Source organism: Micromonospora sp. WMMD987, from assembly GCF_029581435.1.
GTDB classification, from domain to species: domain Bacteria; phylum Actinomycetota; class Actinomycetes; order Mycobacteriales; family Micromonosporaceae; genus Micromonospora; species Micromonospora rifamycinica.
Genome location: NZ_CP120861.1, coordinates 1,432,321 through 1,454,217, shown reverse-complemented (window position 1 = coordinate 1,454,217; position 21,897 = coordinate 1,432,321). Strand labels below are relative to the sequence as shown.

Genomic DNA, 21,897 nt, shown 5'->3' with positions numbered 1-21,897 from the left:
GCATAGGAACACCCCCAGTGCCCTCTCGTCAGCGGCTTTCCCCGGTCACGGGACGCCGAGGATGTGGCGGGCGGCGGGGGTGAGCCGGTCGCGGGTCGCCGGCCGCAGGTAGCCGGCCTGGTCCACCTGCTGTTTGAGCCCGCGCCGGCAGAAGAAGGAGTGCAGGGCGCGACGCGGCCGGTCGGTCCGGTTCGTGGTGCCGCCGTGCCACAGGTGGCTGTTGACGACGACCACGGTGCCGGCCGCCCCGAGCAGGGTGATCTCGTCGGGGTGCGGGTCCTCGGTGTTGTCCATGACGTGGGCCGGGCGCAGGCCGAGACGGTGGCTGCCGGGGACGACACGGGTGGCCCCGTTCTCCCCGGTGAAGTCGTCGATCATCCAGACGGAGTTGCAGACCTGGTAGTCGCCGGGCCGGAACGGCCTGCCCCAGTCGGCGTGCAGTCCCTGGTGGCCGCCGCCCGGCAGGGCGGCCCGGCTGTTCAGGGAGGAGAGCGTGAAGTCGGTCAGCACATGGGCGATTCCGGCGAGGACCCGGGGGTGGGTGAAGCAGACGTCGAAGACCGGGTCCTTGTTGACCAGATCGGCCAGCCGGTCGGTGCCGGCCTCCCGGTGCACCTCGGTACCGGCCCGGTCGCCCTCCTCGGCGGAGAGTTCGGCGAGACGACGGCGAATCGTCTCCAACTGCTGCGCGGCGAGGATGCCCGGCAGCACCAGGAACCCGTCGGTGTCGAGCCGTGCCCGCTCGTCCTCGGACAGGGTGTCGTCAGTTACCCCGAGGTCCCCCAGGGCGGTCCCGATGTCCATCTCGTCTCCTTCGTCACCGTGGCGGTGAGGTCTGTCAGCTCCCGCGCTCGTCCAGTGCCCGCAGGGCCTCCATGAACGGACGTTCCAGCCAGGCGAGGTGGTCGACCTCGCCGTGGTGGTGCGTGGTGGAGTGGTCGGGCCGGCGGGCCGCGGTGTGCCGGACGTAGTCGCGGGCGCCCTCGATGAGCGTCCGGATCCGCCGGATCCCCTCGGGATCGGCCATCGCCCAGTCGCCGCCGCAGGCGACGTAGACCGGGGACGTGTGCGCGAAGACCCGGCGGGCCCATTCGTCGAGGTGGTAGTCGGTGCCGAAGGCCCGGCAGGCGATCCACGAGTGCGCGCCGATCGGCAGGTCCGTGGTGATCTCGGCCTGTCGGCCGCCGTCGCTCTCGGCGCGGGCGACGACCTCGCCGTTGAGCACGACCTCGAGGGAACGTAGCGGGAAGATGCTGCGCACGGTGGCGTGTACCCGGACCGTCCCGGGTCCGGCGAGGCGGACGGTGTCGCCGGGTCCGTCACCGTCGACGGTGAGCGTCAGCAGCGGCCCTCCGGAGAGGAAGGTGCGCCCGGCCCGTACCGCCCGGCACCAGGCCGCATAGCTGAACTCGCCGTCCACCCGCGCGTACGTCCGGTAGAGGCCGACCGGCACGGCGCTGGACATCTTGTCGGTGCCGCCGACCAGCGGCAGCCGGTAACCGCTGTTGAGATAGTGGTAGTACTCCTCGGTCGCGCCGTCCGAGTAGGCCGCCATCTCGACGGCGTCCGCCCGCCCGGTCGCCACCAGCACGGCCGGTTCGCCGTTGGGGTTCGGGAAGTGCGCCGCGACGACCGTGCCGCCCTGGGCGTGGGTCCGGTCGGCCCAGTCGCTCAGTGTCGCGTCCAGCGCGCCGCCGAGTTCGGCCTCACCGGGGCCGTCGCTGCACCACGGCATGACCGGCCTGGTCAGGCCCCAGAGCACCACGTGCCCGAGCGTGTGCTGCCGGTTCTCCTGCCCGACGTACGTCAGGTAGCCACCACCGTCGATCACGGCGGGCCGGCCGGAGAAGTCCTCGATGTTGGTGAACAGCGAGCCCCACTGCGACTGCAGCAGGTTGACCACCCGCAGGTCCTCACCGAGCTGTTCGAGCTGGGCGCCGGCGGTCGACAGGAAGTGCACGTGCGAGTCGCCCGACCACCATCCCTCCGCGGCCAGGTCGGCGATCCGGCTGATCCGCAGCTCCAGGTTCTGCTGACCCGGCTCGATCCGCACGGTCTGCCGCAGCGGCTCGTACTCGAATCCGCGGGCGACGTCGATGATCACGTCGCCGCGCGGCAGCCACCCCTGGCAGGTGCCGTCGATGTACGCGTAGGTGCGCTCCCCCAGCCGGACGTCGCCGCCCACGTCGTAGTGCCAGCTCCGCAGGTTCTGCGCGACGTGCTGGTGGTGGCCGTGCGGCTGGTAGGGCACCCCGGCGGGCGAGCTGAAGTGGACCCGGCACGGCACCGGTGCGCCGGTCGCGTCGTCGACGACGGTGACGTGCACCCAGTTCCGGCCGCTCTCCACCACCTCCACGGACACCCGGCCGGTGTCCACCGGGCCCCGCTCGACGTCGGCCCAGCGCAGCCGCGCGAGTTCCTCGTCGCCCTGCCGGACCGTGACGGTGGCCGACGGCAGGGCGGCGACCAGGGCGTACCGGGACGTCCCCCCGGCGGTGCCCCAGCCGACCCGGTCGTCCTCGACACCGGGCAGCGGCTGCGGGCTGGTGGCCACCCCCCGGTCGACGTCGACCCCGAGGGGGCCGGCCCGCCCGTCCTTCGGCGTCAGCCGCACCGGGCGGGCCGGGGTACGGACGAAGGGGTACTCGTCGACGTCGCTGGTCGTGATGCCGGCGACAATGAGGCGGGCGGACGTCGGGACGAACTCGATCCGTTCGACCGGCACCTGCGGGTGGGGGTTCTCCCAGCACCACAGGTAGTACCCGATGGGCGCCTCCTGGCTGTGCTCGGTCAGCCGGAAGCCGGCCTCGCCCCAGTCGTCGCCCGCGAAGCGGGGCTGCTCGTAGTCGGCGGTGTCGGTGACGCCGAGGAACGGCTGTCGGCTCCACAGTGGCGGGTGCACGATCTCGATCTCGAACCGCTCCCGGACCGGCACCCGGACGACCCGGCCGCCGGCCAGGTGGAACGCGTACTCGGCGACGGTCTGCCCGACCGGGTGGGCCACCGGGGCGTCCCGTTCGAGCAACCGGTGCGCGATGATCACCCGGGGCGCCGGTCGGCCGATCGGGACCGACACCGGGGCGGTGGGCATCAGGTAGCAGCGGGCCGCGGACGGCGGTTCCGACCCGATCAGGAACGGCAGGCCGCGCAGGTCCACCCGCCCGATCGGCGCCCGGCCCGGCGGATCGCCGAGCACGTCCACACCGGCGTTGCACACCGCGGAGAGGTCCACTGGCTCGTAACTCGGCATTGATAGTCCGGGGACGCGGCGTCCGGACGGACCCGGCTCCCCATCCCCCCTTCGATCCGTACCCGGCACGGAAGTGCTTCCCCACCGCACGGCCGACCGACCAGCACGTCGATATAAGTCGATGCGAAACCCGAGATCATTATCGTCCGCCCAGGGCACTTCCACCACCTCCGGGTGGTCGTCCCGCCGGCGGGACGACCACCCGCGTCAGTCGAAGTCGGTGGGGATGGGGGGCGGGTGCCAGACCGGGTCGTCGGCCGGCGCGCGGTGGGCCGCGCTGAACCGGTGCCGGCCGGGTCCGACGTCGACGGGGTCGCCGCCGGGCAGCACCACCACGGCGGTGACCCCGACGGGCACGGTCACGTCGACGGTGAGCATGCCGTCCGCCCGCCGCCAGGACACCTCGGCCCGGCCGTACGGGGTCAGGTGCGCCGTCCTGGCCCAGGCCACGCCGCCACCGGGGCGGGGGGCGACGGTGAGGACCCGGTACCCCGGCGCACCGGGCGCCAGGCCGCCGAGCACCCGGTGCATCCAGTCCGCGACCGCGCCGAGGGCGTAGTGGTTGAACGACGTCATCCCGCCCGGGTTGATGCTCCCGTCGGGCAGCATGCTGTCCCACCGTTCCCAGACGGTGGTGGCGTCCATGGTGACCGGGTAGAGCCAGGAGGGGCACTCCCGCTGGGTGAGGAGCTGGTAGGCGTCGTCGAGCGCGCCGGCTGTGCACAGCGCGTCGCAGATCAGCGGGGTGCCGAGGAAGCCGGTCGCGATCCGGTGGCCCCGGCTGCGCACCACCTCGACCAGCCGTTGCGCCGCCCGCGCACGCTGCCGGTCGTCGTCGAGCAGCGCGAACTCCAGGGCCAGCGCGTAGCCGGTCGGCGAGTCGCCGACGACCCGACCGTTCGGGCTGACGTACTCGTCGCAGAACGCCCGACGGCAGCGCTCGGCCAGCTCGGCGAACCTGACCGCGTCGGCCTCCTCGCCGAGGATCCGGGCGGTCCGCGACAGCACCCGCGCGGTGTGCACGCGGTAGGCGGTGCCGACCAGGACCGGGTCGGTGACGGCCGCCGCCGGGTGGTCCGGCGGAGCGGTGGGATCCAGCCAGTCGCCGTACGTCAGCTCCGGCTCGTCGAACAGCGGCCGCCCGCCGAGCGCGGCGGTCACCCCGTCCACCCAGGCGCACATGCTCCGGTACTGGCGGCGCAGGATCCCGGTGTCGCCGAAGTGCCGGTACACGGCCCACGGCACCAGCACCGCCGCGTCGCCCCACCCGGCGTGCCCGACCGGCTCGGCGAACGGCCCGCCCAGGTCGACCCGGGGCACGAACAGCGGCACGATGCCGTCCGGCGTCTGGTCGGCGGCCAGGTCCTTCAGCCAGGAGGTCAGGAACCCGGCGCAGTCGTACAGGTAGCTGGCGGTCGGCGCGAAGACCTGGATGTCACCGGTCCAGCCCAGCCGCTCGTCGCGCTGCGGGCAGTCGGTCGGGACGTCCAGGAAGTTGCCGCGCATCGACCAGACGACGTTGCCGTGCAGCCGGTTCAGCAGCGGGTCGGAGCAGGCGAACCACCCGGTGCGCTCCAGATCGGAGTGGTGGACGAGGGCGGTCACGTCCTCGGCCCGCAGCTCGCCCGGCCAGCCGGTCACCTCCGCGTACCGGAAGCCGTGGAAGGTGAAGTGGGGTCGCCACCGTTCCCCCGCCGGGTCGCCGCGCAGCGTGTACCGGTCGGTGGCGGCGGCGGTCCGCAGCGGCCGGACGCCGAGTTCGCCGTGTTCGAGCACCTCGGCGTGGCGCAGGGTGACCGTCGTGCCGGCCGGCCCCGTCGGGCGGATCTCCAGGGTGCCCACCAGGTTCTGCCCGAAGTCCAGCAGCGTCCGGCCGGACGGCGAGGTCAGCACCGCGCGGACCGGCACCCGCTCGATCAGGCGGACCGGCGGGCCGTCGGGTGCCACCAGGACGCCCGGATCGACGTCCCGCACCGCGCAGGGCCGCCAGGCGCGGTCGTCGAAACCGGGGGCGGACCAGCCGGGCTGTTCGAGCCGGGCGTCGTGGTGCTCGCCGTTGTAGAGGTCGGCGGAGGTCACCGGCCCGTTGGCCGCCCGCCAGCGGGCGTCGGTGCCGACGGTCACCGTGCGGCCGTCGACCAGGACGACCTCCAACTGCGCCAGCAGGGCCAACCGGTCGCCGTAGACGTTCCGCCGACGGGTGGCGAAGGTCAGCCGGCCCCGGAACCAGCCGTCCGCCAGCTGCGCCCCCAGCACGTTGTCGCCCTGCCGCAGCAGGTCGGTCACCTCGTAGGTCTGGTAGCGCAGCCGGTGGTGGTAGCTCGTCCAGCCGGGCGCGAAGGCGTCCGCACCGACCGGCCGTCCGTTGATCTCGGCCCGGTACAGGCCGTGCGCGGTGACGTAGAGCCGGGCCGAGGCGACCGGCGCGTCGAGGGTGAAGCCCCGGCGCACGAGGGGGGCCGGACCGTCCGGCGGGACGACCAGCCGCGCCGTCCAGTCCGACGGCTCCAGCAGCCCCGCCTCCACCGTCGCCGGTGCGCTCCAGCGGGAGACCGCCCCGTCCATGCCGGTCACCCGGACCCGCACCGTACGGCGGTCCCGGGAGCGCAGCTCCGGCGCCGGCCACGGCACGCCCACCGAGTCCGGCGAGGCGACCCGGTGACCGACGGCGTCCACCTCGACCTCGTAGCCGGCCTGCCGCCAGCCGTCCGGCGCGGACTCGGTGCGCCAGGACAGTCGCGGCGCGCGGTCACCGACGCCCAGCGCGGTACGGAGGTGCCCGAACCGCACCCGGCCCACCCGGACGTCCGCCATCTGCCGGCTCCTCCGCCTCGCTCAGCGCGGGGCTCCGCCGGACCCCGGCACGGGGGTCAGCGGAACGCCCGGTACACGGCGGCGACGACCGGATGGCCGTGGGTGCGGCGGTAGGCGCTCCCGTCGCCGATCAGCTCCCGGGGCACGCCGTTCATCCGTAGCGCGATCACCAGACCGGCCCGGGGGTCGCACATGCCCCACGTCCCCGCGTTGCTGTGGTGCCCGAAGCTGGCCGGCGAGACCTCGCGGGAGAAGTTGCACCGGTCCAGCCGGAGGAACATGCCGTACCCCATGCCGTTCTCCACCCGGAACGACCGGTCGGTGTCCTCGTCCGCCTCGGACCCGGTGACGAACCGGTCGGCGGGTTCCTCGGTCAGTCCGGCCGGCTGCTGCGGGGTGGTCATCGGCGACGGGTCGAAGCCGAGGAGGTCCCGGCACCGATCCGGCTCGCTGAGCACCGTGTACAGCTCGGCCAGCGCCTCCATCGGCGCGTACCCACCGTAGGCCGGGTTGGGCCAGGCGAGCGCCTGCGGGGTGTTCAGCCGGGTCAGCTCGCAGACCGGTTCACCGAACCGGAGGGACCAGTAGGCCAGTTCGAGCCGGGACGGGTCGGGTCCGGGGACGGGGACCAGTTCCAGCGCGCCGGCGCCCGCCGGTCGCAGGACGTGCTCGGCGAGGAAGTCGGCCCAGGGCAGGGTCGTCACCCGCTCGATCATCTCGGTCAACGTCCACCAGCCCCCCCAGCTGTCGTACCGGATGACGGTGCCGGGCGTCCAGTCGCCGATCCGGCCGGCGAAGAGCCGCTGCTTGAGCACGGCCGGCGACGAGATGTAGGGGAACGCGTTCCTGGGCATGAAGTGTCCGGCCGTGTGGGTGAGCAGGTGGTGCGCCGTGATCGTCTCCTTGCCGCCGCAGCCGAACTCGGGGACGTACCTGCTCACCGGCTCGTCGACGGAGAGCAACCCGCGGGCCGCCAGCGCCAGGATCCCCATGGCCACCACCGGCTTCATCGCGCAGTCCAGCCTGACCTTGGTCCCGACGGACATCGGCACGCCCGGCCGGGCCTCACCGGTCGCGTGGCTGAGCACCTGCCGGCCGTCGACCCGGACGACCAGCTGCCCGCTCCTACAGTGGCCCTCGGCCACGAAGGCGTCGAGCATCGCGGCCGGTGACGCGCGGTGGGTCTCGATGTCGGGAAGGTCGGCGGCGGCTCCCGCCCGCGGGCTCATCCGGTCGTTCCCCGGTCCCGCCCGGCATCGACCAGCGCCGCGACGTGCCGCACCGACGGATTGTTGAAGAACCGCATCAGGTCGACGTCGACGCCGAACTCCTGCCTGATCCCGGCGACGACCCGCACCGCGCTCACCGAGTCCCCACCGAGGTCGAGGAAGTCGTCGGTCACCCCCGTCCGGTGCCGGTCCAGGATCCGGTTCCACAGCGCGACGACCCGTTCCTCGGTCCCGGTCGCGGCGGGTTCGTAGCGGTAGACGTAGACCGACTCCGCCAGCAGCGCCTCGGGGTCGGGGAAGCCGTCCGCCAGGTCCGGCAGCTCCGTGACCAGGACGACGGTGATCCGTGACGCCTCCGCTTCGAGCACCTCGGCGCAGGCGTCCCGCAGCTCGGGGCCGCTGCAGAAGCCGTCGGGACGCACCAGGACCAGCACCGGGCCGGGCGCGTCGTAGTCGATGACGGACGCGCCGTCGACGTCGGGCCGGTCGATCAGCGTCGCCTCGACGTCCTTGCGCACAGCGGGCATAGCGACCCCATCTCGACGTGCCGGCTCTCGGCGGGACGGTCGGGCGGTGTCCTTCCGCGGGGCGTGGACGGTTCCTCCGCGCCCCGGCCAGGTCACCGACCATACCGGAGCGCCACAGGGGAGGGAAGATTGTCGATGCCCGACCGGCCGGTGCGACGATCCGTCGGCGACGGTCAGCCGCTCATCGCCCCGGCGGTCATGCCGCGCACGACCCAGCGCTGCGCCACGACGTACAGGACGAGCGTCGGGAGCTGGGCGATGAGCAGGGCCGCCGCCGGCAGGTTCCAGGACACGAAGTACTGACTCAGCTGCACCGGCAGCACGCCCACCGTGACCGGCCAGGTGGCGGAGTTGTTGAGCAGCACGACGGCGAAGAGGAACTCGTTCCAGATGTTGATGAACTGGAGCACGAAGACGGTGGCCAGCGCCGGGCCGCTGAGCGGCGCGAGGATGCGCAGGAGCACGCCCGAGTCGCTGCACCCGTCCAACCGGGCGCTGTCGTCGAGGGACCGGGGGATGCCGGCGAAGAAGCCCCGGAAGATGAGCAGGCTGAACGGGATCCCGTACACCCCGTGAATCAGGACGAGGCCCGTCAGCGAGCCGGTGAGCCCGAGCGACTCGGCGATCCGGTACAGCGGCAGGACGACCATCTGCTGCGGGACCATCAGCCCGACCAGGAGGAAGACGAAGAGCACGTCGGCGAACGGGATCAGGCGGCGGGCGATGAAGAACGCGATCGGGAAGGTGACCACGACGTTGATGAGCGCGCCGCCCACCGCCAGCACCAGGCTGTTGCCCAGCAGGGTCGGCATGTCGAGGGTCGTCCACGCCCGGACGTACGCGTCGAGGGTGGGCGGCACGGCCGGCGAGAACGGGCTCTGGCGGATGTCCGCGTCCGACTTGAGCGACGTCTGCAACGACAGCCAGAAGGGGTAGAGCCACAGCACCACCGCGACGGCCGCGGCCACCGACGCGGTGACCGAGTAGCGTCGCCGGGGCCGCCGTCGCGCGGCCCGCGCACCGCCCGGCAGCTTGCCGAGGGGCCGCCTGCCGACCGGCAGCTTGGCGACCGGCACGGTCCCGGCGGGGCGGGTGCCGTCGACGACCTCGGACGGGTCACTCATCGAACGCCTCCCGCGTCGCCACCCGGCGCACGTACACGATCGCGAAGGTGAGACTGAGCAGCAGGATGACCACGGCGATCGCGGCACCGTAGCCCTGGTTGCGGTTCACGAACGTCTGGACGTACATGTAGTAGCCCAGCAGGGCGCTCGCGTTGTCCGGCCCGCCCTTGGTCATCACGTAGACGAGGTCGAACGACCGGAGTGACTGGATCACGGTCAACGCGACGACGACCACCATGACCGGCCGGACCCGGGGCAGCGTGACGTAGCGGAACCGCTGGAGCCCGTTCGCCCCGTCGACCCGCGCGGCTTCGTAGAGCTCCGCCGGGATCTGTCTGATGCTGGCGTTGAACAGCGCCATGCTGAGGCCCGAGAACTGCCAGGCGAAGACCGCCACGAGCGAGTACAGCACCAGGTCCGGATCGCCGAGCCAGTCCTGGGCCAGGAAGCCGAGGCCGACGGCGTCGAGCACCCCGTTCAGGGCACCGAACGACGAGTTGTAGACCAGGGAGAACATGATGCCCAGGGTCACCAGGCTCATCGTGCTCGGCAGGAAGACCAGCGCCCGCAGCAGACCCGTGCCGCGCAGCCGCCGCGAGTTCAGCACGGCGGCGTATACGAGGCCGACCGCCACCGGGACGGTCATCGTCACCGCGGTCCAGACGAGGGTGTTCACCAGCGCCGTCCGGAAGGCGGGGTCCTGCGCCATCCGGGTGTAGTTGTCCAGGCCCACCCACCGCGGCGGGGTGAAGCCGTTGGACTTGTAGAGGCTCAACCTGGCGGTCATGACGATCGGCAGGATGATGACGGCGACGTACGCGATCACGGGAACGACCAGGTAGAGCAGGCCTTCCCGGGACGTCCGCACCGGACGGGCCGGACGCCCGCGCGCCGGGGGTCGCCGCACCGGCGCGGGGCGCCACGGACCGTTCACACTGCCTCCAGGTTGACCGGTGTCCCGCCCCGACTACTGCCGGTCGGCCACGGCCTGCACGCGCTTGGCCGCCTCGGCGGGCGTCACGGTCTTGTTGACGACGCCCTGGGTGGCGTCCAGGAACTCGTTCGCGACCTCGGCGGTGAACGCGAGGTCCACGTGCAGGAAGGTGTCGCTCGTCTGCGACTTCATGGCGTCCGCGAGCTTGAGCATGACCTTGGACAGGTCGAGCGTCGTCAGGTCGACCTCGACGTTGGCCGGGAACAGCCGGCCGGCCTTGCCCAGCGTCGTCTGCGCCTCGGCGGCCACGTAGTAGTCGACGAAGGCCGCGGCCGCGTCCCGGCGACGCTGGTCCGACTTCGCGTTGATCATCAGGGTGTTCTCGGCGTAGATCTCCAGCGTGCTCTGCTTGCCCGCCGCGGCGGGGAAGACAAAGTAGTCCATCTTCTCGGCCGCCGCCTTGTCCGACCCGGCGATGGTGCTCGGGTACCAGTTGCCCTGCACGTTCATCGCCCCCTCACCCTTCACCCACGGGATGGTCGAGTCGGCGTAGCCGATCGAGTTCGGCGATCCGTAGTAGTAGCCGGCCGCGTTCCAGTCGGCGAGCTTCTGCCAGGCCGCGACGAACGGCGCGTCGGTCCACTTGCCCTTGCCGGCGACCAGGTCGTTGTAGACCGCCGGCCCGTTCTCCGCCACGACGAGCTGCGTCCAGTAGAACTGCGCCTCCCACTTCTCCTTGTTGGAGAGGAGGAAGGGGGCCACCCCGCCGGCCTTGAGCTTGGCCGCCGCGGCCTCCAGCTCGGGCATGGTCGTGGGGACGGTGACGCCCTTCTTGGAGAAGATGTCCGGCTGGTACCAGATGGCGCTGGAGGACATCATCGTCGGGGCGAAGTACTTCTTGCCGTTGAACGTCGCCTGGGCCTGGCCGAGCGTGTTCAGCCGCTTGGTCCATCCGTACTGCTCGTAGTAGCCGTCGAGCTCAGCGGCGAAGCCGGCGTCGATGACGTCCTTCGCCCGGCCGCCCGCCCACGCGTAGAAGACGTCCGGCGCGTCGCCCCCGGTCAGCTGGGTGATCTGCTTCGTCTTGTACGTCTCGTCGTCGATCGCCGTCCGGGTGACGCGGTACCGGCCCTCGAACTTCTTGTTGAAGGCCTCCACGATCGCCGCGTCGGCGTCGTCACCGACGCCCGTCAACCGGGCCGAGTAGCGGATCTCGGTGACACCGGAGGATTCGGCCCCGTCGCCGCAGCCGGCGAGTGAGACGCCGAGCGTCAGCGTGACCGCGAGCGCTGCAGTACGGAGTCTCTTGTTGGCAGTCACCGGTGTCTCTCCATCCTGGACGGCAGACGATGGTCTTGGACAGTGGGTCGGTAGTCTAGCCCTAAGTCGTCAGTCAGGATGCCATCGGATTGGCGGGTGTCGTCGGCGGTGCTGAACGGTCGCGACCGCGCAGTCGTTATCCCGACAATGGTCAGCCGGACCCGGCGTCCACCATCTGGTCGAGCGCGGAATAGTCGAGCTTTCCGGCGGCGGTGCGCGGCATCGTGGCCACCCGTCTGACCACCACCATGGCCGCCGGAACGGCGAGGGTACCGGCGATCTCCCGCCGGACCGGTTCGAGGGTGTCCGGCTCCCGGGTGGTGAAGACGACGATCGGTGTCCCGCCCGCCGTGGCGACCGCGGCGACCTGACCCACCGGCCCGCACCACTCCTCGACGTCGTCGAGGCTCACCCGGCGGTCGAGCACCTTGGCGAACCGCGACGACCGGCCCGTCACGTAGAGGAAACCCTCGTCGTCGAGCCGGCCGAGATCACCGGTGTCCAGCGTGTCGACCTCCCGCCCGCGCGCCAGGTCGGCGCGGCAGGTGGCGTAGCCCAGCATCACGTTGGGTCCGGTGTAGCGGATCGGCCCCTCGGCCTGTCCCGGGCGCGTCGGCCGCACCGTCACCCGACCGCCGGGCAGCGGGGTGCCGACCGAGCCCGTCTTGTCGGCGAGGCGGTGCGCGGCCAGGCAGGTGATCCGGGAGGTCGCCTCGGTCTGGCCGTACATGCAGTGGAACGCCCCACCGGTACGGTCGGCCCAGTCCACGGCGGCGCGGAGCAGCCGGTGCGGCAGTCGTCCGCCCGCCTGGGTGAGCACCCGCACCGACGGCGGCAGCCGGCCGCCCCGCCCACCCAGCAGCGCCTCGTGGACCAGCGGGGTGCCGCCGACGGTGGTCACGGCGGTGCGGTGCACGAGTTTCCAGAAGCCCACGCCCAGCGGGCTCAGGTCGGTCACCACGACCGCCGACCCGGCCGCGAGATGGCTGGTCAGGATCGAGAGCCCGTAGCTGTAGCACAGCGGCACGCTGGTCACGGCGCGCTGCGCGGCGGACAGGTCCAGTGCCCGGCCGATGCCGGCGGCGTTCGCCAGCACGGCGTCCGCGCCGATCCGCACCAGCTTCGGCGACCCGGTGGAGCCGGAGGTGGACAGCAGCAGCGCCAGCTCGGCCCCGACCCCACCGGCCGGTTCCGGGGCGACCCAGGCCGCGCCCGGCCCGCCCGTCGCCGTCGGCGGGGCGGCCCGGTATCCACATTCCCGCAGGTACGAATCGGTATCGCCGGGTCGCTGGAACACGAGCCCGGGTCGGTAGGTGGCGACGAGAAGTCGCTTCCGGTGCACCGGCGTGTCGGGCGGGAACAACGCCACCGCCTGCCCGGCGGAAATGGCACCCAGATAAACAAGAGACAACTCGATCGAGTTCTGTAGGAAACAGAAGATGACCTCCTTTTCCCCACTCCCGTTGAGAGTGCGCAACGCCTCGGCGGTCCTGTCCAGCTGTCCGCGCAGTTCCCCGAAGGTGATCGTCCGGTGCGCGGAGACGAGGGCCGGGTCGCCGTCGGTTCCACCGAGCAGCAGGTCGCGGATCTCGGTCAACGCCGCCTCCTCACCCGCCCCGACGGGGTCGCGTCCCGGCCCGGGGCGGCCCGTCCACGGGCGTCGGACGCCGGGAACCGCCTGACCCGCCGGCCCGCCCTGCCGCACCGACCTTCCCACGATCCGGTAATCCGCGGGGGTCGATGCCGTGTGATACGGTCGGATCGCAGCAAGCTGATCATGAAATTGCGGATGGTCCACCCGTCGGAGCGTCACCGGCGCGGACGCGCTGGGCGTCCTCCGCGACCGTCCGGACAGGACACCGACACGGAGGGGGCGGGGTTGCGCGTGCGCGCCTCAGTTGTCATCACCACGTACAACCGACGCTCGGTGGTACCGCAGGCCGTCGAGTCGGTCCTCGGTCAGAGCCTCCGGGACATCGAGGTGATCGTCGTCGACGACGGCTCGACCGACGGCACCGCCGACGAGCTGACCCGACGGTTCGGGCAGGACAGCCGGCTACGGGTCATCAGCCGGGTGAACGGCGGTCCACCCGTCGCCCGCAACACCGGCCTCGACGCCTCGTCCGGGCCGTACATCGCGCTGCTCGACAGTGACGACATCTGGCACCGCGATTATCTGGCCAGCCAGGTCGACGTGTTGGAGCGCCACCCCGAGGCCGACATGGTCCTCGACAACGGCATGTGCCACACCCCGGGTGGGGAGTCCGTCCCCCTGTTCGACCAGACGGACTGGGTCTTCCCGCACACCATCGACGCGATGTGCGAGCTGTCGTACATCCTGCCCAGCTTCAGCGTCTTCCGCGCCCGGGTGCTGCGCGAGCTGCGCTTCGACGAGACGTTCCGGGTCGGCGACGACACCGAGCTGATGTGGCGCTTCCTGGCCGCCGGGCACCGCAGCGTCGGCAACGCGCGGACGCTGGCCGAGTACCGGGCGGTGTGCCAGCCGGGTGGCGAGGCCGCGGCGCAGCTCACCGGCGAGCAGGATCCGATCCTGCTCGCCGCCTACGACGTCTGGAAGCGGTACGGCGACCGGTACCCGCGGGCGATCGACCGCGGCCCCGACTTCCACCGGGAGTTCGCCGAGGTGCTGATCCGCAACGACCGCGCGCACGAGGCGCGGTGGCACGCGGAACGCTTCGCGCAGGCCGCGCCCGACGACCCGGACGCCGAGCGGCTGCTGCGGCTGTCCGGCGCGGTCGGTCAGACCACCGGGTCCTAGCCGGGGCGACCGGCCCCGGGCACCCGCCACGGTCGGCGGACCCGGGGCCGGTTGTCCCGCTCACTCTTGCCGACGTCCTCACCCCGTCGCCAGCGGTCCGCTCATTCCGTGTACGCCCGCGACTGCAGGTGGAACAGCTCGGCGTACCGGCCACCGGCGGCCACGAGTTCGTCGTGCGTGCCCCGCTCGACCACCCGACCGCCGTCGAGGACGACGATGAGATCGGCGAGACGGACCGTCGACATGCGGTGCGTCACGAACAGGGTGACCCCGCCGACGCGGGCGGCGACCTCCCGCGCGGTGGCCTGGTAGGCGTCACACACCTGCTGCTCGGCGAGAGCGTCGAGGGAGTGCCCCGGCTCGTCCAGCGACAACAGCATCGGCTCGGTACGCATCACCGCCCGCGCGAACCCGACCCGCTGCCACTGCCCGCCGGACAGCTCGGTACCGTCGCCGTAGCCGCTGCCGATCAGCGCCCCGGTGTCGCCGATCCGCTCCAGCAGGGCCGTCGCCCGCGCCCGGTGCATCGCCGCCGTGACCGCCTCGCGGGAGTCCACGTCCGGCAGGTGCCCGATGCCCACGCTGTGTTGCAGGGTGAGGTCGATCCGGGCGAAGTCCTGGAACAGGGTGGCGGTCCGTCGCCGCCAGGACGTCACCTCGGTCCCCGCCAGGTCCACCCCGTCGACCAGCACCCGCCCCCGGGTCGGTGGATACAGGCCGGTCAGCACCTTGATGAGGGTGCTCTTGCCGGCGCCGTTCTCGCCCACCAGCGCGACACAGGTGCCCGCCGGCAGGTGCAGGTCGACGTCGCGCAGGGCGTTCCGGTCGCTGCCCGCGTAGGCGAAGCTGACGTTGTCGAACCTGATGCCGTCGGCCATCCGTTCGACGGCGAGCGGCGTCGCGCCGGAGCCGCCCGACCGCTGCCGCGACTCGTCCCGGAGCTGGAGCAGGCGACGCACCCCGCTGGCCGAGGCGTAGACGTCACCGAACAGGTCCAGCCCGGCCGCCATCTGGGTGGCGATCTGGGTGGCCAGCGTGACCACCAGGATGACGTCACCGACGGTGGCCTCACCCCGCCGGGCGAGCTGGTAGACGTACAGCACCGAGCCGACATACCCGAGGGCGAACGCGAGCTGCCCGGCCAGCCGCAACGCGGCGCTGCGCCACTGCGCCGCGTTCATCGTCCGCTGGTAGGTGGCGAGCAGCTCGGCCTGCTTGCCGAGCAGGTACCGCGCGTTGCCCATCAGCCGGATCTCCTGCTGGGAACGCGGATCGACCATGAGCCGCCGGTAGTGCCGGATGGTCCGGGTCACCGGTGCCGTCCGCTCCCGCGCCGACTCCAGCAGGTGCTCCGCGCGCCGGCCGAACACCACCGGCAGCACGGCCACGACGGGCAGCAGCAACAGCAGCGGCGACAGGACGCCGAGCACCACGGCCGTGACGGCCAGCTGGGCCGCCAGGGCCGCCATCGGCAGGCCACCGATGATGCCGGCCCGCATCCGTTGCACATCCTGACGCACCAGGTCGACCCGGTCGCCGAAGGACGGGTCGTCGCCCAGTTCCAGCCAGCTGGACCCGTTGGCGGCCCGCAGCAGCTCCCGGTGCAACCGCTGGTCGGTGATCTCGGCCAGCTCGAAGTAGTAGAGGTGGGCGAAGTGTCCCAGCATCAGCTCGCAGAGCAGCACCACGGCGGCCACCGCGCCCCAGGCCGCCGCCTCGCCGGGGGCGTCGACGACGACCGCGTCGACGAGCTTCTTGAGCGCGAGGGCGACGGCCGGGGTGGCCAGCGCGCCGGGCAGGAGCAGCCCCATCCCGATGACGAAACGCCGTCGGTCGAGCCGCCACGCCAGGCGCAGCAGCCACCGGAGCCCGAACCACGTGGTCATGCCGGTCCTCCCGACGGCGTCGACGTCGCGGGACCGTCGACGAAACGACTGGCCTGCACGGCGAACATCCCCGCGTACCGGCCACCGCTGGCGACCAGCTCGTCGTGGCTGCCGGCCTCCTCGATGCGCCCGTCGGCGAGCACCACGATCCGGTCGGCCTGCCGCACCGACGAGAAGCGGTGCGAGATGACCAGGCTGGTCACCCCCCGGGTGAGGTCGAGGAAGGTGTCGTAGAACTCCGCCTCGCCGCGCGCGTCGAGCTGGGCGGTCGGCTCGTCGAGGACGAGCACGCTCGCCCCGTGCCGCACGGCGAACAGCGCCCGGGCGAGCGCCACCCGCTGCCACTGCCCGCCGGACAGGTCCCGCCCGCCGGGCAGCGCCCGGGTCAGCGGCGTCTCCAGGCCGAGCGGCAGCTCGTCGAGGAGGTGGCCGAGCCCGACCCGGCGCAGCTCGGCGGTGACGCCCTCGTCGTCGTCACGGTGCTCCACCGCGCCCATCGCCACGTTCTCCCGGAGGGTGGCCTCGTAGCGCACGTAGTCCTGGAACACCACCGCGAACGTCCGTTGCCACGCCTCGGGGTCCACCCGGCGCAGGTCCACCCCGTCGACGGTGACCGAGCCGCCGCCCGGCTGGTACAGACCGGCCAGCAGCTTGACCAGCGTGGTCTTACCCGCGCCGTTCACCCCGACCAGCGCGGTCGAGGTGCCGACCGGCAGCCGGAGGTCCAGCCCGCGCAGCACCGGCCGGTCCGGTCGGTAGCCGAAGGTCACCCCTTCCAGGGCGATCAGCCGCTGGGGCGTGGTGACCACCCGGGTCCGCCCGGCGTCGTCGGCGGCGGTGTGCTCCCGGCAGAGCCGCTCGAAGGCGAGGATCGCCTCCCAGGCGGCGCGGCCGTGCACCATTTTCATGTCCGACTCGGGGAACATCTGACCGAAGCGGACGCAGATGGCGACCGCCTGCACGCCGATGGCCACCTCGGCCACCGGGGCGTCGCCGGCCGCGCCGACGGAACCGGCCAGCAGCAGGAACGCCGCCAGCGTCGCGATCAGCCCCAGGCCCGCGTACACCAGGAACGGCACCCCGTAGACCCGGCGACGCCAGGACCAGAGCGGATCCAGGTAGTCGCGCGACGCGTCCGCGTAGCGCTGGTCCAGCCAGTCGAGCAGCCCGAGGGTACGGATCTCCTTCGCCGCCCGCGTGGTGGTCGCGAGTTCGCGCAGGTACGTCAACCGTCGCCGGACCGGCTCGAAGCTGACGATCAGCCGCCCCCAGCGGTGGAAGGCCTTCGAGTGGCCACGGCGGACGACCAGGGCCACCGTCGCCGCGGCCACCGCCACCGGCCAACCGGCGGTGACGGCCGCGACGGTGACGGCGCTGACCAGCTGGGTGTACCGCGCGACGAGCGCCAGCGCGCCCTCGGTCGCTCCACCGGGCGTCAGTATCCAGGTGTCGAACTCCTCCTCCGCGTGGCTCAGCAGGTCGGCCACGTCGGCGCGTTCCAGGGTCGGCAGCGACGCGCGGATCGCGGCGTCCTCGGTGTACCGGGCGATGCAGTAGCTGTCGATCCGGCGCGAGACCACCTGCGACAGGGCACGTTGCAGCGGTGCCAGCAGTTGCTGGACGACGAAGGCGACCAGGGCGACGGCCAGCCAGCCGGTGGCGGCCGACCGGTCGGGGTCGCCGGCCAGACTGCTCAGGGCCAACCCGACGCCGACACCGAACGTCATCGGCATCAGTCCCGCGACAACGTGCACCGACAGCAGCGCGGCGACCAGCGGACGTCCGGCGTACCGGCTGAGGTACACCAGCTGCCGGCCGGCCTCGACGCGTCGCCGGGCCCGCCGACCCCATCCCCGCCACGGCGGGCGTGTCTTCTCCTCGCCGCGCGCCACCTGGTCGGCTGTCGGCACCCGTCCTCCAGAAGTGCGGTGTGGATCGTCGTGCGGTGATCGGATCGGCGGCGCCCGGCGGCGGTGTCCCGGCCGGCGCACTGTCCACGCGGGACACTACCGCAGCGGCGCGCTCCGCCGGGTCCGGGGAAGACGCGGCGGCGCGTCCCGCCAGCGAGACGGATGTCGATGGCCGGCGGGCGTCGTGTCTTGGCGGTCGACCGGCCGGTGCATAGGGTCGGGGGATCAGGTCGGCAGGCACGACCGTGGCGACAGGGTGGGGACGGCGACGCTCATGACCGGCTCCGTGGGTGGGGCGTCGGACCGGGGGTCCGTCGTCGACCGCGCGCTGCGGGCCGCCGCCCTGACCGTGCCGTCCGCCGAGGCGTTGGTGATCGACCCGGGTTCCACCGGCAACACCCTCGTCTGGCGGGATCTGGACCGGCGCACCGCCCGGCTCGCGCAGCGCCTCGACGAGGTCGTCACCACCCGGGCCGGCGGACCGTGTGCCGTGGAGGTGCCGGCCGGGCGGACGGTCGCCGCGTTGCTCTGGCTGGTCGCCGCCCTGCGGACGGCGCTCCCGGTCGTGCTGGTCGACCCCTCCGCACCCCGGCGGGAGCACGCGGCGGTGCGCCGGGGACTCCGCGCCGCGGGTGTCGGCCTCGTCGTGCCGGCGGCCGGCGACGGCACGGTCGACGAACGCCGTCCGCCCGGGTACCTGCCGGCGCCGGCCGGAGCGGCGCGGCGTGCCGCCCTGCCCCCGCACGCGCTGGTCCTCACCAGTGGCGGCAGCACCGGACGCCCCAAGCTGGTGGTGGACACCACGCTGCGCCGGCCGCCCGTCCACCGGCACCTCCAGGTCACCAGCAGGTTGGCGTGGCGGGCCGACCAGACCCAACTGGTCACCGGGCGGCTGCACCACGCCGCCCCACTGACGTTCTTCGTGCGGGGTCTCGTCGACGGCAACCGGCTCGTCGTGCCGTCCCGGTACGCGTCGTCGATCGCCGTCCGCCTGATCGAGGAGCAACGGGTGCGGTGGATGCAGGCCACCCCGTTCCAGCTCCAGCACATGGCGGCCTGGCTGCACGAGCATCCGGCCGACCTGGGCAGCCTCCGCGCGGTGCTGCACATGTCGGCGTCCTGCCCGCCGTCGGTCAAACGACGGTGGATCGACTGGGTCGGGGCGGAGCACGTCTTCGAGATCTACGGGGCGACCGAGGGGCTCGGCCTGACCGTCGCGTCCGGCACCGAGTGGCTGGCCCGGCCGGGCACGGTGGGCCGGGGCTTCTACACCCGGATCCGGATCCTGGACGAGGCCATGCGACCGGTGCCCCGGCGGACCGTCGGCACGGTGTTCCTGCGCAGTCTGGGTGCGCCGCCCGCGACCGTCTACCTCGGCGGCGACGCCCGGCTGGCGACGTCTCCCGACGGTTTCCGCAGCGTCGGCGACCGCGGTTCCCTGGACGAGGACGGCTACCTCTACCTCGAACCACGACGGATCGACATGATCAACGTGGCCGGCGAGAACGTCTATCCGGCCGAGGTCGAGGCGGTGCTCGTCGGTTGTCCCGGCATCGTGGACGCCGCGGTGACCGGGGTGGCCGACGACCGGCTGGGGCTGCGTCCGGTGGCCGTCGTCACCTGCTGGCCCGGCGTCACGCTGGACGAGCGCGCCGTGCTCGCGTTCTGCCGCGAGCGGCTCGCGGCCTTCAAGACCCCGAAGTGGGTCCGGGTGGTCGACCGGATTCCGGTCACCCCGACCGGCAAGGTCGACCGGAGGCGGGTGGCCGACCTGGTCGCCGGGTTCGACTGAGGCGGCGCTACCCGTCGTCGCCCGTCGTGGCCGCCGACGTCCGTGTCGCCGGACCGGCCGCTCCGGCGGCTTGGTCGGGGTGGTCGTCCGGCGGCGTGGCCGGCCAGTTCGTCACGCCGACCACGAGTTCCCCCTCGGCGGTGAACCGGAAGTCCGTCGGCGACAGCAGCGGATCAGGCATGGATCTCCTCCCGTGCGCGTACCCCGGTCATCGCGGGCAGGCGTCCGCCCGGCAGGGTCGCCCGGTCGACGACGTCGGGGCCGAGCACGAAGCGGCCGTCCTGCTCGTCGGCCAGGCCGCGCAGCACCTCCCGGAACCGCCGCATGGTCTGCTCGGTGGGCGTGTACGGCCCGAGCCGCAGGGGCAGCGCGAGGTACGCCTTGCCGTCGGTGACCACCAGCCGCCGGTCGATCAGGTGCGTCAGGACGTCCTCGACGTCCGACTCGCCGACCCCGGGGTGCTCCTCCACCACCGCCTTGTGCACCGAACTCAGGCTGCGGTACGAGTCACAGGCCAGGAACACCGCGGTGGCCAGCGGCCGGTCGAGGACGGTCAGCGGCCGCACCGCCTCCGGGCGCAGGTCCCAGACGACCGTCCGGTCGTCGACCAGACTGTAGAAGAGGTCGCTGCCGGCCTCGTAGGCGTCGGTCCAGCTCTGGCCCACCTCGATCACCTCGGCGGCGTAGTTGCTGCTGCCCGGCCGGTCGAGATAGTCGCAGTTGAAGAAGTAGGCGAGGTTGGACACGGCCCGGTCGTCGAGCGCGTAGATGTACCGGTACGCGGGCACCGGCCGGATGTTCGCCAGTTTGAAGCTCGCCGCCTGCTCGAACAACGGACTGAACCTGTTGAGCAGCACCGGTCGCACGGAGGTGGGCGGCGGCAGATGACTCAGTTTGCGCATCATCTCGGCCATCGTGGTGTAGTCGTCCGGCGACTCGTCGGGGATACCCCAGAGGATGTTCCAGAAGACCGTGATGCCCAGCTCCTTGCACCACTTGAGGAGCTGCACGTTCTGCAGACCCCGGACGCCCTTGCGCATCAGGGTGAGCACGTCGTCGGCGAGGCTCTCGATGCCGGGTTGCAGCGTCCGGATACCGGCCTCGTAGAGCGCCTCCAGCTGCGGTCGACGCAGGTTTGCCTTGACCTCGTAGAAGAGGTCGAGGCCCTTGGCCTTGCGGGCCAGCTCGGGAATCATGTCCTGGAAGTAGGCGTAGTCCAAAATGTTGTCGACCACCGTGACGGCGAGGCCGGGATGCCGGTCGGTGAGCGTGTCGAGTTCCCGCAGCGCGCGGCTGCTCGACTTGCTCCGGAACCGCATCGTCGCACCGTTGAGACCACAGAACGTGCAGTGGTGCTTCTGCCCCCACCAGCATCCCCGGGACGTCTCGAACAACAGGCTGGGCTTCACGGACCCGTCGAACCCGGCGGCCGCGAACTGCACGAAGTAGTCGTCGAAGTTCGGCTCCGGCAGGTCGTCCATCATCTTGACACCGGGCGCGACCGAGAACTGGGCGGCGAGCGCCAGCCCGTTGGAGGCCTTGCGCTGCCGCACCCCGGGCAGGTCCCCGAACGGCTCGCCGTCGACAATCCGACGGATGATCTGCGGAAAGACGACCTCACCCTCGCCCGACACGGCGGCGTCCACCCACGGGAACTCGGTGACGAGCTGGTGGCCCATCACCCCCTCGCAGTTCGCGCCGCCGAAGATGATCGGGGTGTGCGGACTGAGTTCCCGGACCACACGGGCCACGGCCAGGGCGGCGATGTTCTGGTCGAACACGGTGGTGAAGCACACGACGTCCGGCGTCATCGACACGATGCGGGCGGCGCTCTCGCGGACGAAGTCCGCCGCCAGATCCCGGGCGGCCACCAGCTCGCTGATCAGGTCCTCGTTCAGCACCCGGCCGCCGTTGTCCGAGGGCACCGTCCAGGTCTCGCCGAAGCTCAGGACGTTGTCGACGTAGTCCCGGGCGGTGGCGTGGCCGGGGAACAGCGCGTCGGCGAACACCCATTCACCGAGGAGATTGCAGGTCGAGTCGCCGTCGGTGATGCGGTTGTACAACTGCGGGGTGATCCGCTTGGCGAATTCGATCGTCAGGTACAGGATGTCGACGTTCACGTCGTCGTTGTCCCGGACGAGGGCGGATTTCAGCAGGCTGAGGCCGAGTGACGGCAGCAGGAGTGGACCGAACGGTGCCGAGACCAGCACGACATTGGCTTTTCCGGTCGATGACGGCTGTCCCATGTGGCCACGTCTCCTCAGTCTGGAACTGTGACTCGGTGCTCCGGGTGGTATGTGGGTGGAGCCGTACCGGGAAACGGCCGGTGTCA

15 protein-coding genes are annotated in these 21,897 nt (G+C 72.1%); 2 read left to right on the top strand and 13 right to left on the bottom strand.

The window, feature by feature from the left end:
• Positions 1–45 precede the first annotated feature (45 nt).
• The 9 genes from O7612_RS06440 to O7612_RS06400 form a co-directional block, all read right to left on the bottom strand.
• Entirely contained in the window at positions 46–804 is a 759-nt protein-coding gene (locus O7612_RS06440; RefSeq protein WP_282271314.1) for a phytanoyl-CoA dioxygenase family protein, read from the bottom strand.
• 34 nt (positions 805–838) lie between these two features.
• Positions 839–3,250 (bottom strand): CehA/McbA family metallohydrolase, encoded by a 2,412-nt coding sequence (locus tag O7612_RS06435; protein WP_282271312.1) that lies wholly within the window; start codon positions 3,248–3,250, stop codon positions 839–841.
• Between the two features lie 207 nt (positions 3,251–3,457).
• A complete protein-coding gene (locus O7612_RS06430; RefSeq protein ID WP_282271309.1) occupies positions 3,458–6,064 on the bottom strand; it encodes an alpha-L-rhamnosidase in 2,607 nt (868 codons plus the stop codon).
• Positions 6,065–6,120: 56 nt separating this feature from the next.
• Positions 6,121–7,293, bottom strand: a complete 1,173-nt coding sequence (locus O7612_RS06425; RefSeq protein WP_282271307.1) for a serine hydrolase domain-containing protein — start codon at positions 7,291–7,293, stop codon at positions 6,121–6,123.
• Positions 7,290–7,820, bottom strand: coding sequence for a phosphopantetheine-binding protein (locus O7612_RS06420; RefSeq protein ID WP_282271305.1), 531 nt, complete (start codon positions 7,818–7,820; stop codon positions 7,290–7,292). The genes O7612_RS06425 and O7612_RS06420 overlap by 4 nt, the downstream gene beginning before the upstream one ends.
• Positions 7,821–7,993: 173 nt before the next feature.
• On the bottom strand, positions 7,994–8,944 hold the full coding sequence (locus O7612_RS06415) for a carbohydrate ABC transporter permease (RefSeq protein ID WP_282271303.1): 951 nt from the start codon (positions 8,942–8,944) through the stop codon (positions 7,994–7,996).
• Complete coding sequence (locus O7612_RS06410; protein ID WP_282271301.1) at positions 8,937–9,812, bottom strand: sugar ABC transporter permease; 876 nt, start codon at positions 9,810–9,812, stop codon at positions 8,937–8,939. The genes O7612_RS06415 and O7612_RS06410 overlap by 8 nt, the downstream gene beginning before the upstream one ends.
• 99 nt (positions 9,813–9,911) lie before the next feature.
• Positions 9,912–11,198, bottom strand: coding sequence for an extracellular solute-binding protein (locus tag O7612_RS06405; protein WP_282271299.1), 1,287 nt, complete (start codon positions 11,196–11,198; stop codon positions 9,912–9,914).
• A gap of 151 nt (positions 11,199–11,349) precedes the next feature.
• Complete coding sequence (locus O7612_RS06400) at positions 11,350–12,795, bottom strand: AMP-binding protein (RefSeq protein ID WP_282271297.1); 1,446 nt, start codon at positions 12,793–12,795, stop codon at positions 11,350–11,352.
• Positions 12,796–13,083: 288 nt separating this feature from the next.
• On the opposite strand from O7612_RS06400, the gene O7612_RS06395 reads away from it, so the two are divergent.
• Entirely contained in the window at positions 13,084–13,977 is an 894-nt protein-coding gene (locus tag O7612_RS06395; RefSeq protein ID WP_282271295.1) for a glycosyltransferase family 2 protein, read from the top strand.
• Positions 13,978–14,078: 101 nt separating this feature from the next.
• On the opposite strand, the gene O7612_RS06390 is transcribed toward O7612_RS06395, so the two are convergent.
• Both O7612_RS06390 and O7612_RS06385 read right to left on the bottom strand, forming a co-directional pair.
• Positions 14,079–15,863 carry an ABC transporter ATP-binding protein gene (locus O7612_RS06390; RefSeq protein WP_282271293.1) on the bottom strand — a complete coding sequence of 595 codons (1,785 nt, stop codon included), beginning with the start codon at positions 15,861–15,863 and terminating at the stop codon, positions 14,079–14,081.
• Complete coding sequence (locus tag O7612_RS06385) at positions 15,860–17,773, bottom strand: ABC transporter ATP-binding protein (protein WP_282271292.1); 1,914 nt, start codon at positions 17,771–17,773, stop codon at positions 15,860–15,862. The genes O7612_RS06390 and O7612_RS06385 overlap by 4 nt, the downstream gene beginning before the upstream one ends.
• 274 nt (positions 17,774–18,047) lie before the next feature.
• Between O7612_RS06385 and O7612_RS06380 the strand changes: the two genes are divergently transcribed.
• On the top strand, positions 18,048–19,565 hold the full coding sequence (locus tag O7612_RS06380) for an AMP-binding protein (RefSeq protein ID WP_282271291.1): 1,518 nt from the start codon (positions 18,048–18,050) through the stop codon (positions 19,563–19,565).
• A 7-nt stretch (positions 19,566–19,572) separates the two neighbouring features.
• Here O7612_RS06380 and O7612_RS06375 read toward each other — a convergent pair whose 3' ends face one another.
• Entirely contained in the window at positions 19,573–19,746 is a 174-nt protein-coding gene (locus tag O7612_RS06375) for a hypothetical protein (RefSeq protein WP_282271290.1), read from the bottom strand.
• Complete coding sequence (locus tag O7612_RS06370) at positions 19,739–21,811, bottom strand: RiPP maturation radical SAM C-methyltransferase (protein WP_282271289.1); 2,073 nt, start codon at positions 21,809–21,811, stop codon at positions 19,739–19,741. Before O7612_RS06370 ends, O7612_RS06375 begins: the two co-directional genes overlap by 8 nt.
• Between the last annotated feature and the right edge of the window lie 86 nt (positions 21,812–21,897).

What these genes read in the sequence shown, in the direction of transcription:
- O7612_RS06440 (WP_282271314.1), bottom strand. Translation starts at nt 804, where the DNA reads ATGGACATCGGGACCGCCCTGGGGGACCTCGGGGTAACTGACGACACC.
- O7612_RS06435 (WP_282271312.1), bottom strand. Translation starts at nt 3,250, where the DNA reads ATGCCGAGTTACGAGCCAGTGGACCTCTCCGCGGTGTGCAACGCCGGT.
- O7612_RS06430 (WP_282271309.1), bottom strand. Translation starts at nt 6,064, where the DNA reads ATGGCGGACGTCCGGGTGGGCCGGGTGCGGTTCGGGCACCTCCGTACC.
- O7612_RS06425 (WP_282271307.1), bottom strand. Translation starts at nt 7,293, where the DNA reads ATGAGCCCGCGGGCGGGAGCCGCCGCCGACCTTCCCGACATCGAGACC.
- O7612_RS06420 (WP_282271305.1), bottom strand. Translation starts at nt 7,820, where the DNA reads ATGCCCGCTGTGCGCAAGGACGTCGAGGCGACGCTGATCGACCGGCCC.
- O7612_RS06415 (WP_282271303.1), bottom strand. Translation starts at nt 8,944, where the DNA reads ATGAGTGACCCGTCCGAGGTCGTCGACGGCACCCGCCCCGCCGGGACC.
- O7612_RS06390 (WP_282271293.1), bottom strand. Translation starts at nt 15,863, where the DNA reads ATGACCACGTGGTTCGGGCTCCGGTGGCTGCTGCGCCTGGCGTGGCGG.
- O7612_RS06380 (WP_282271291.1), top strand. Translation starts at nt 18,048, where the DNA reads ATGACCGGCTCCGTGGGTGGGGCGTCGGACCGGGGGTCCGTCGTCGAC.
- O7612_RS06375 (WP_282271290.1), bottom strand. Translation starts at nt 19,746, where the DNA reads ATGCCTGATCCGCTGCTGTCGCCGACGGACTTCCGGTTCACCGCCGAG.
- O7612_RS06370 (WP_282271289.1), bottom strand. Translation starts at nt 21,811, where the DNA reads ATGGGACAGCCGTCATCGACCGGAAAAGCCAATGTCGTGCTGGTCTCG.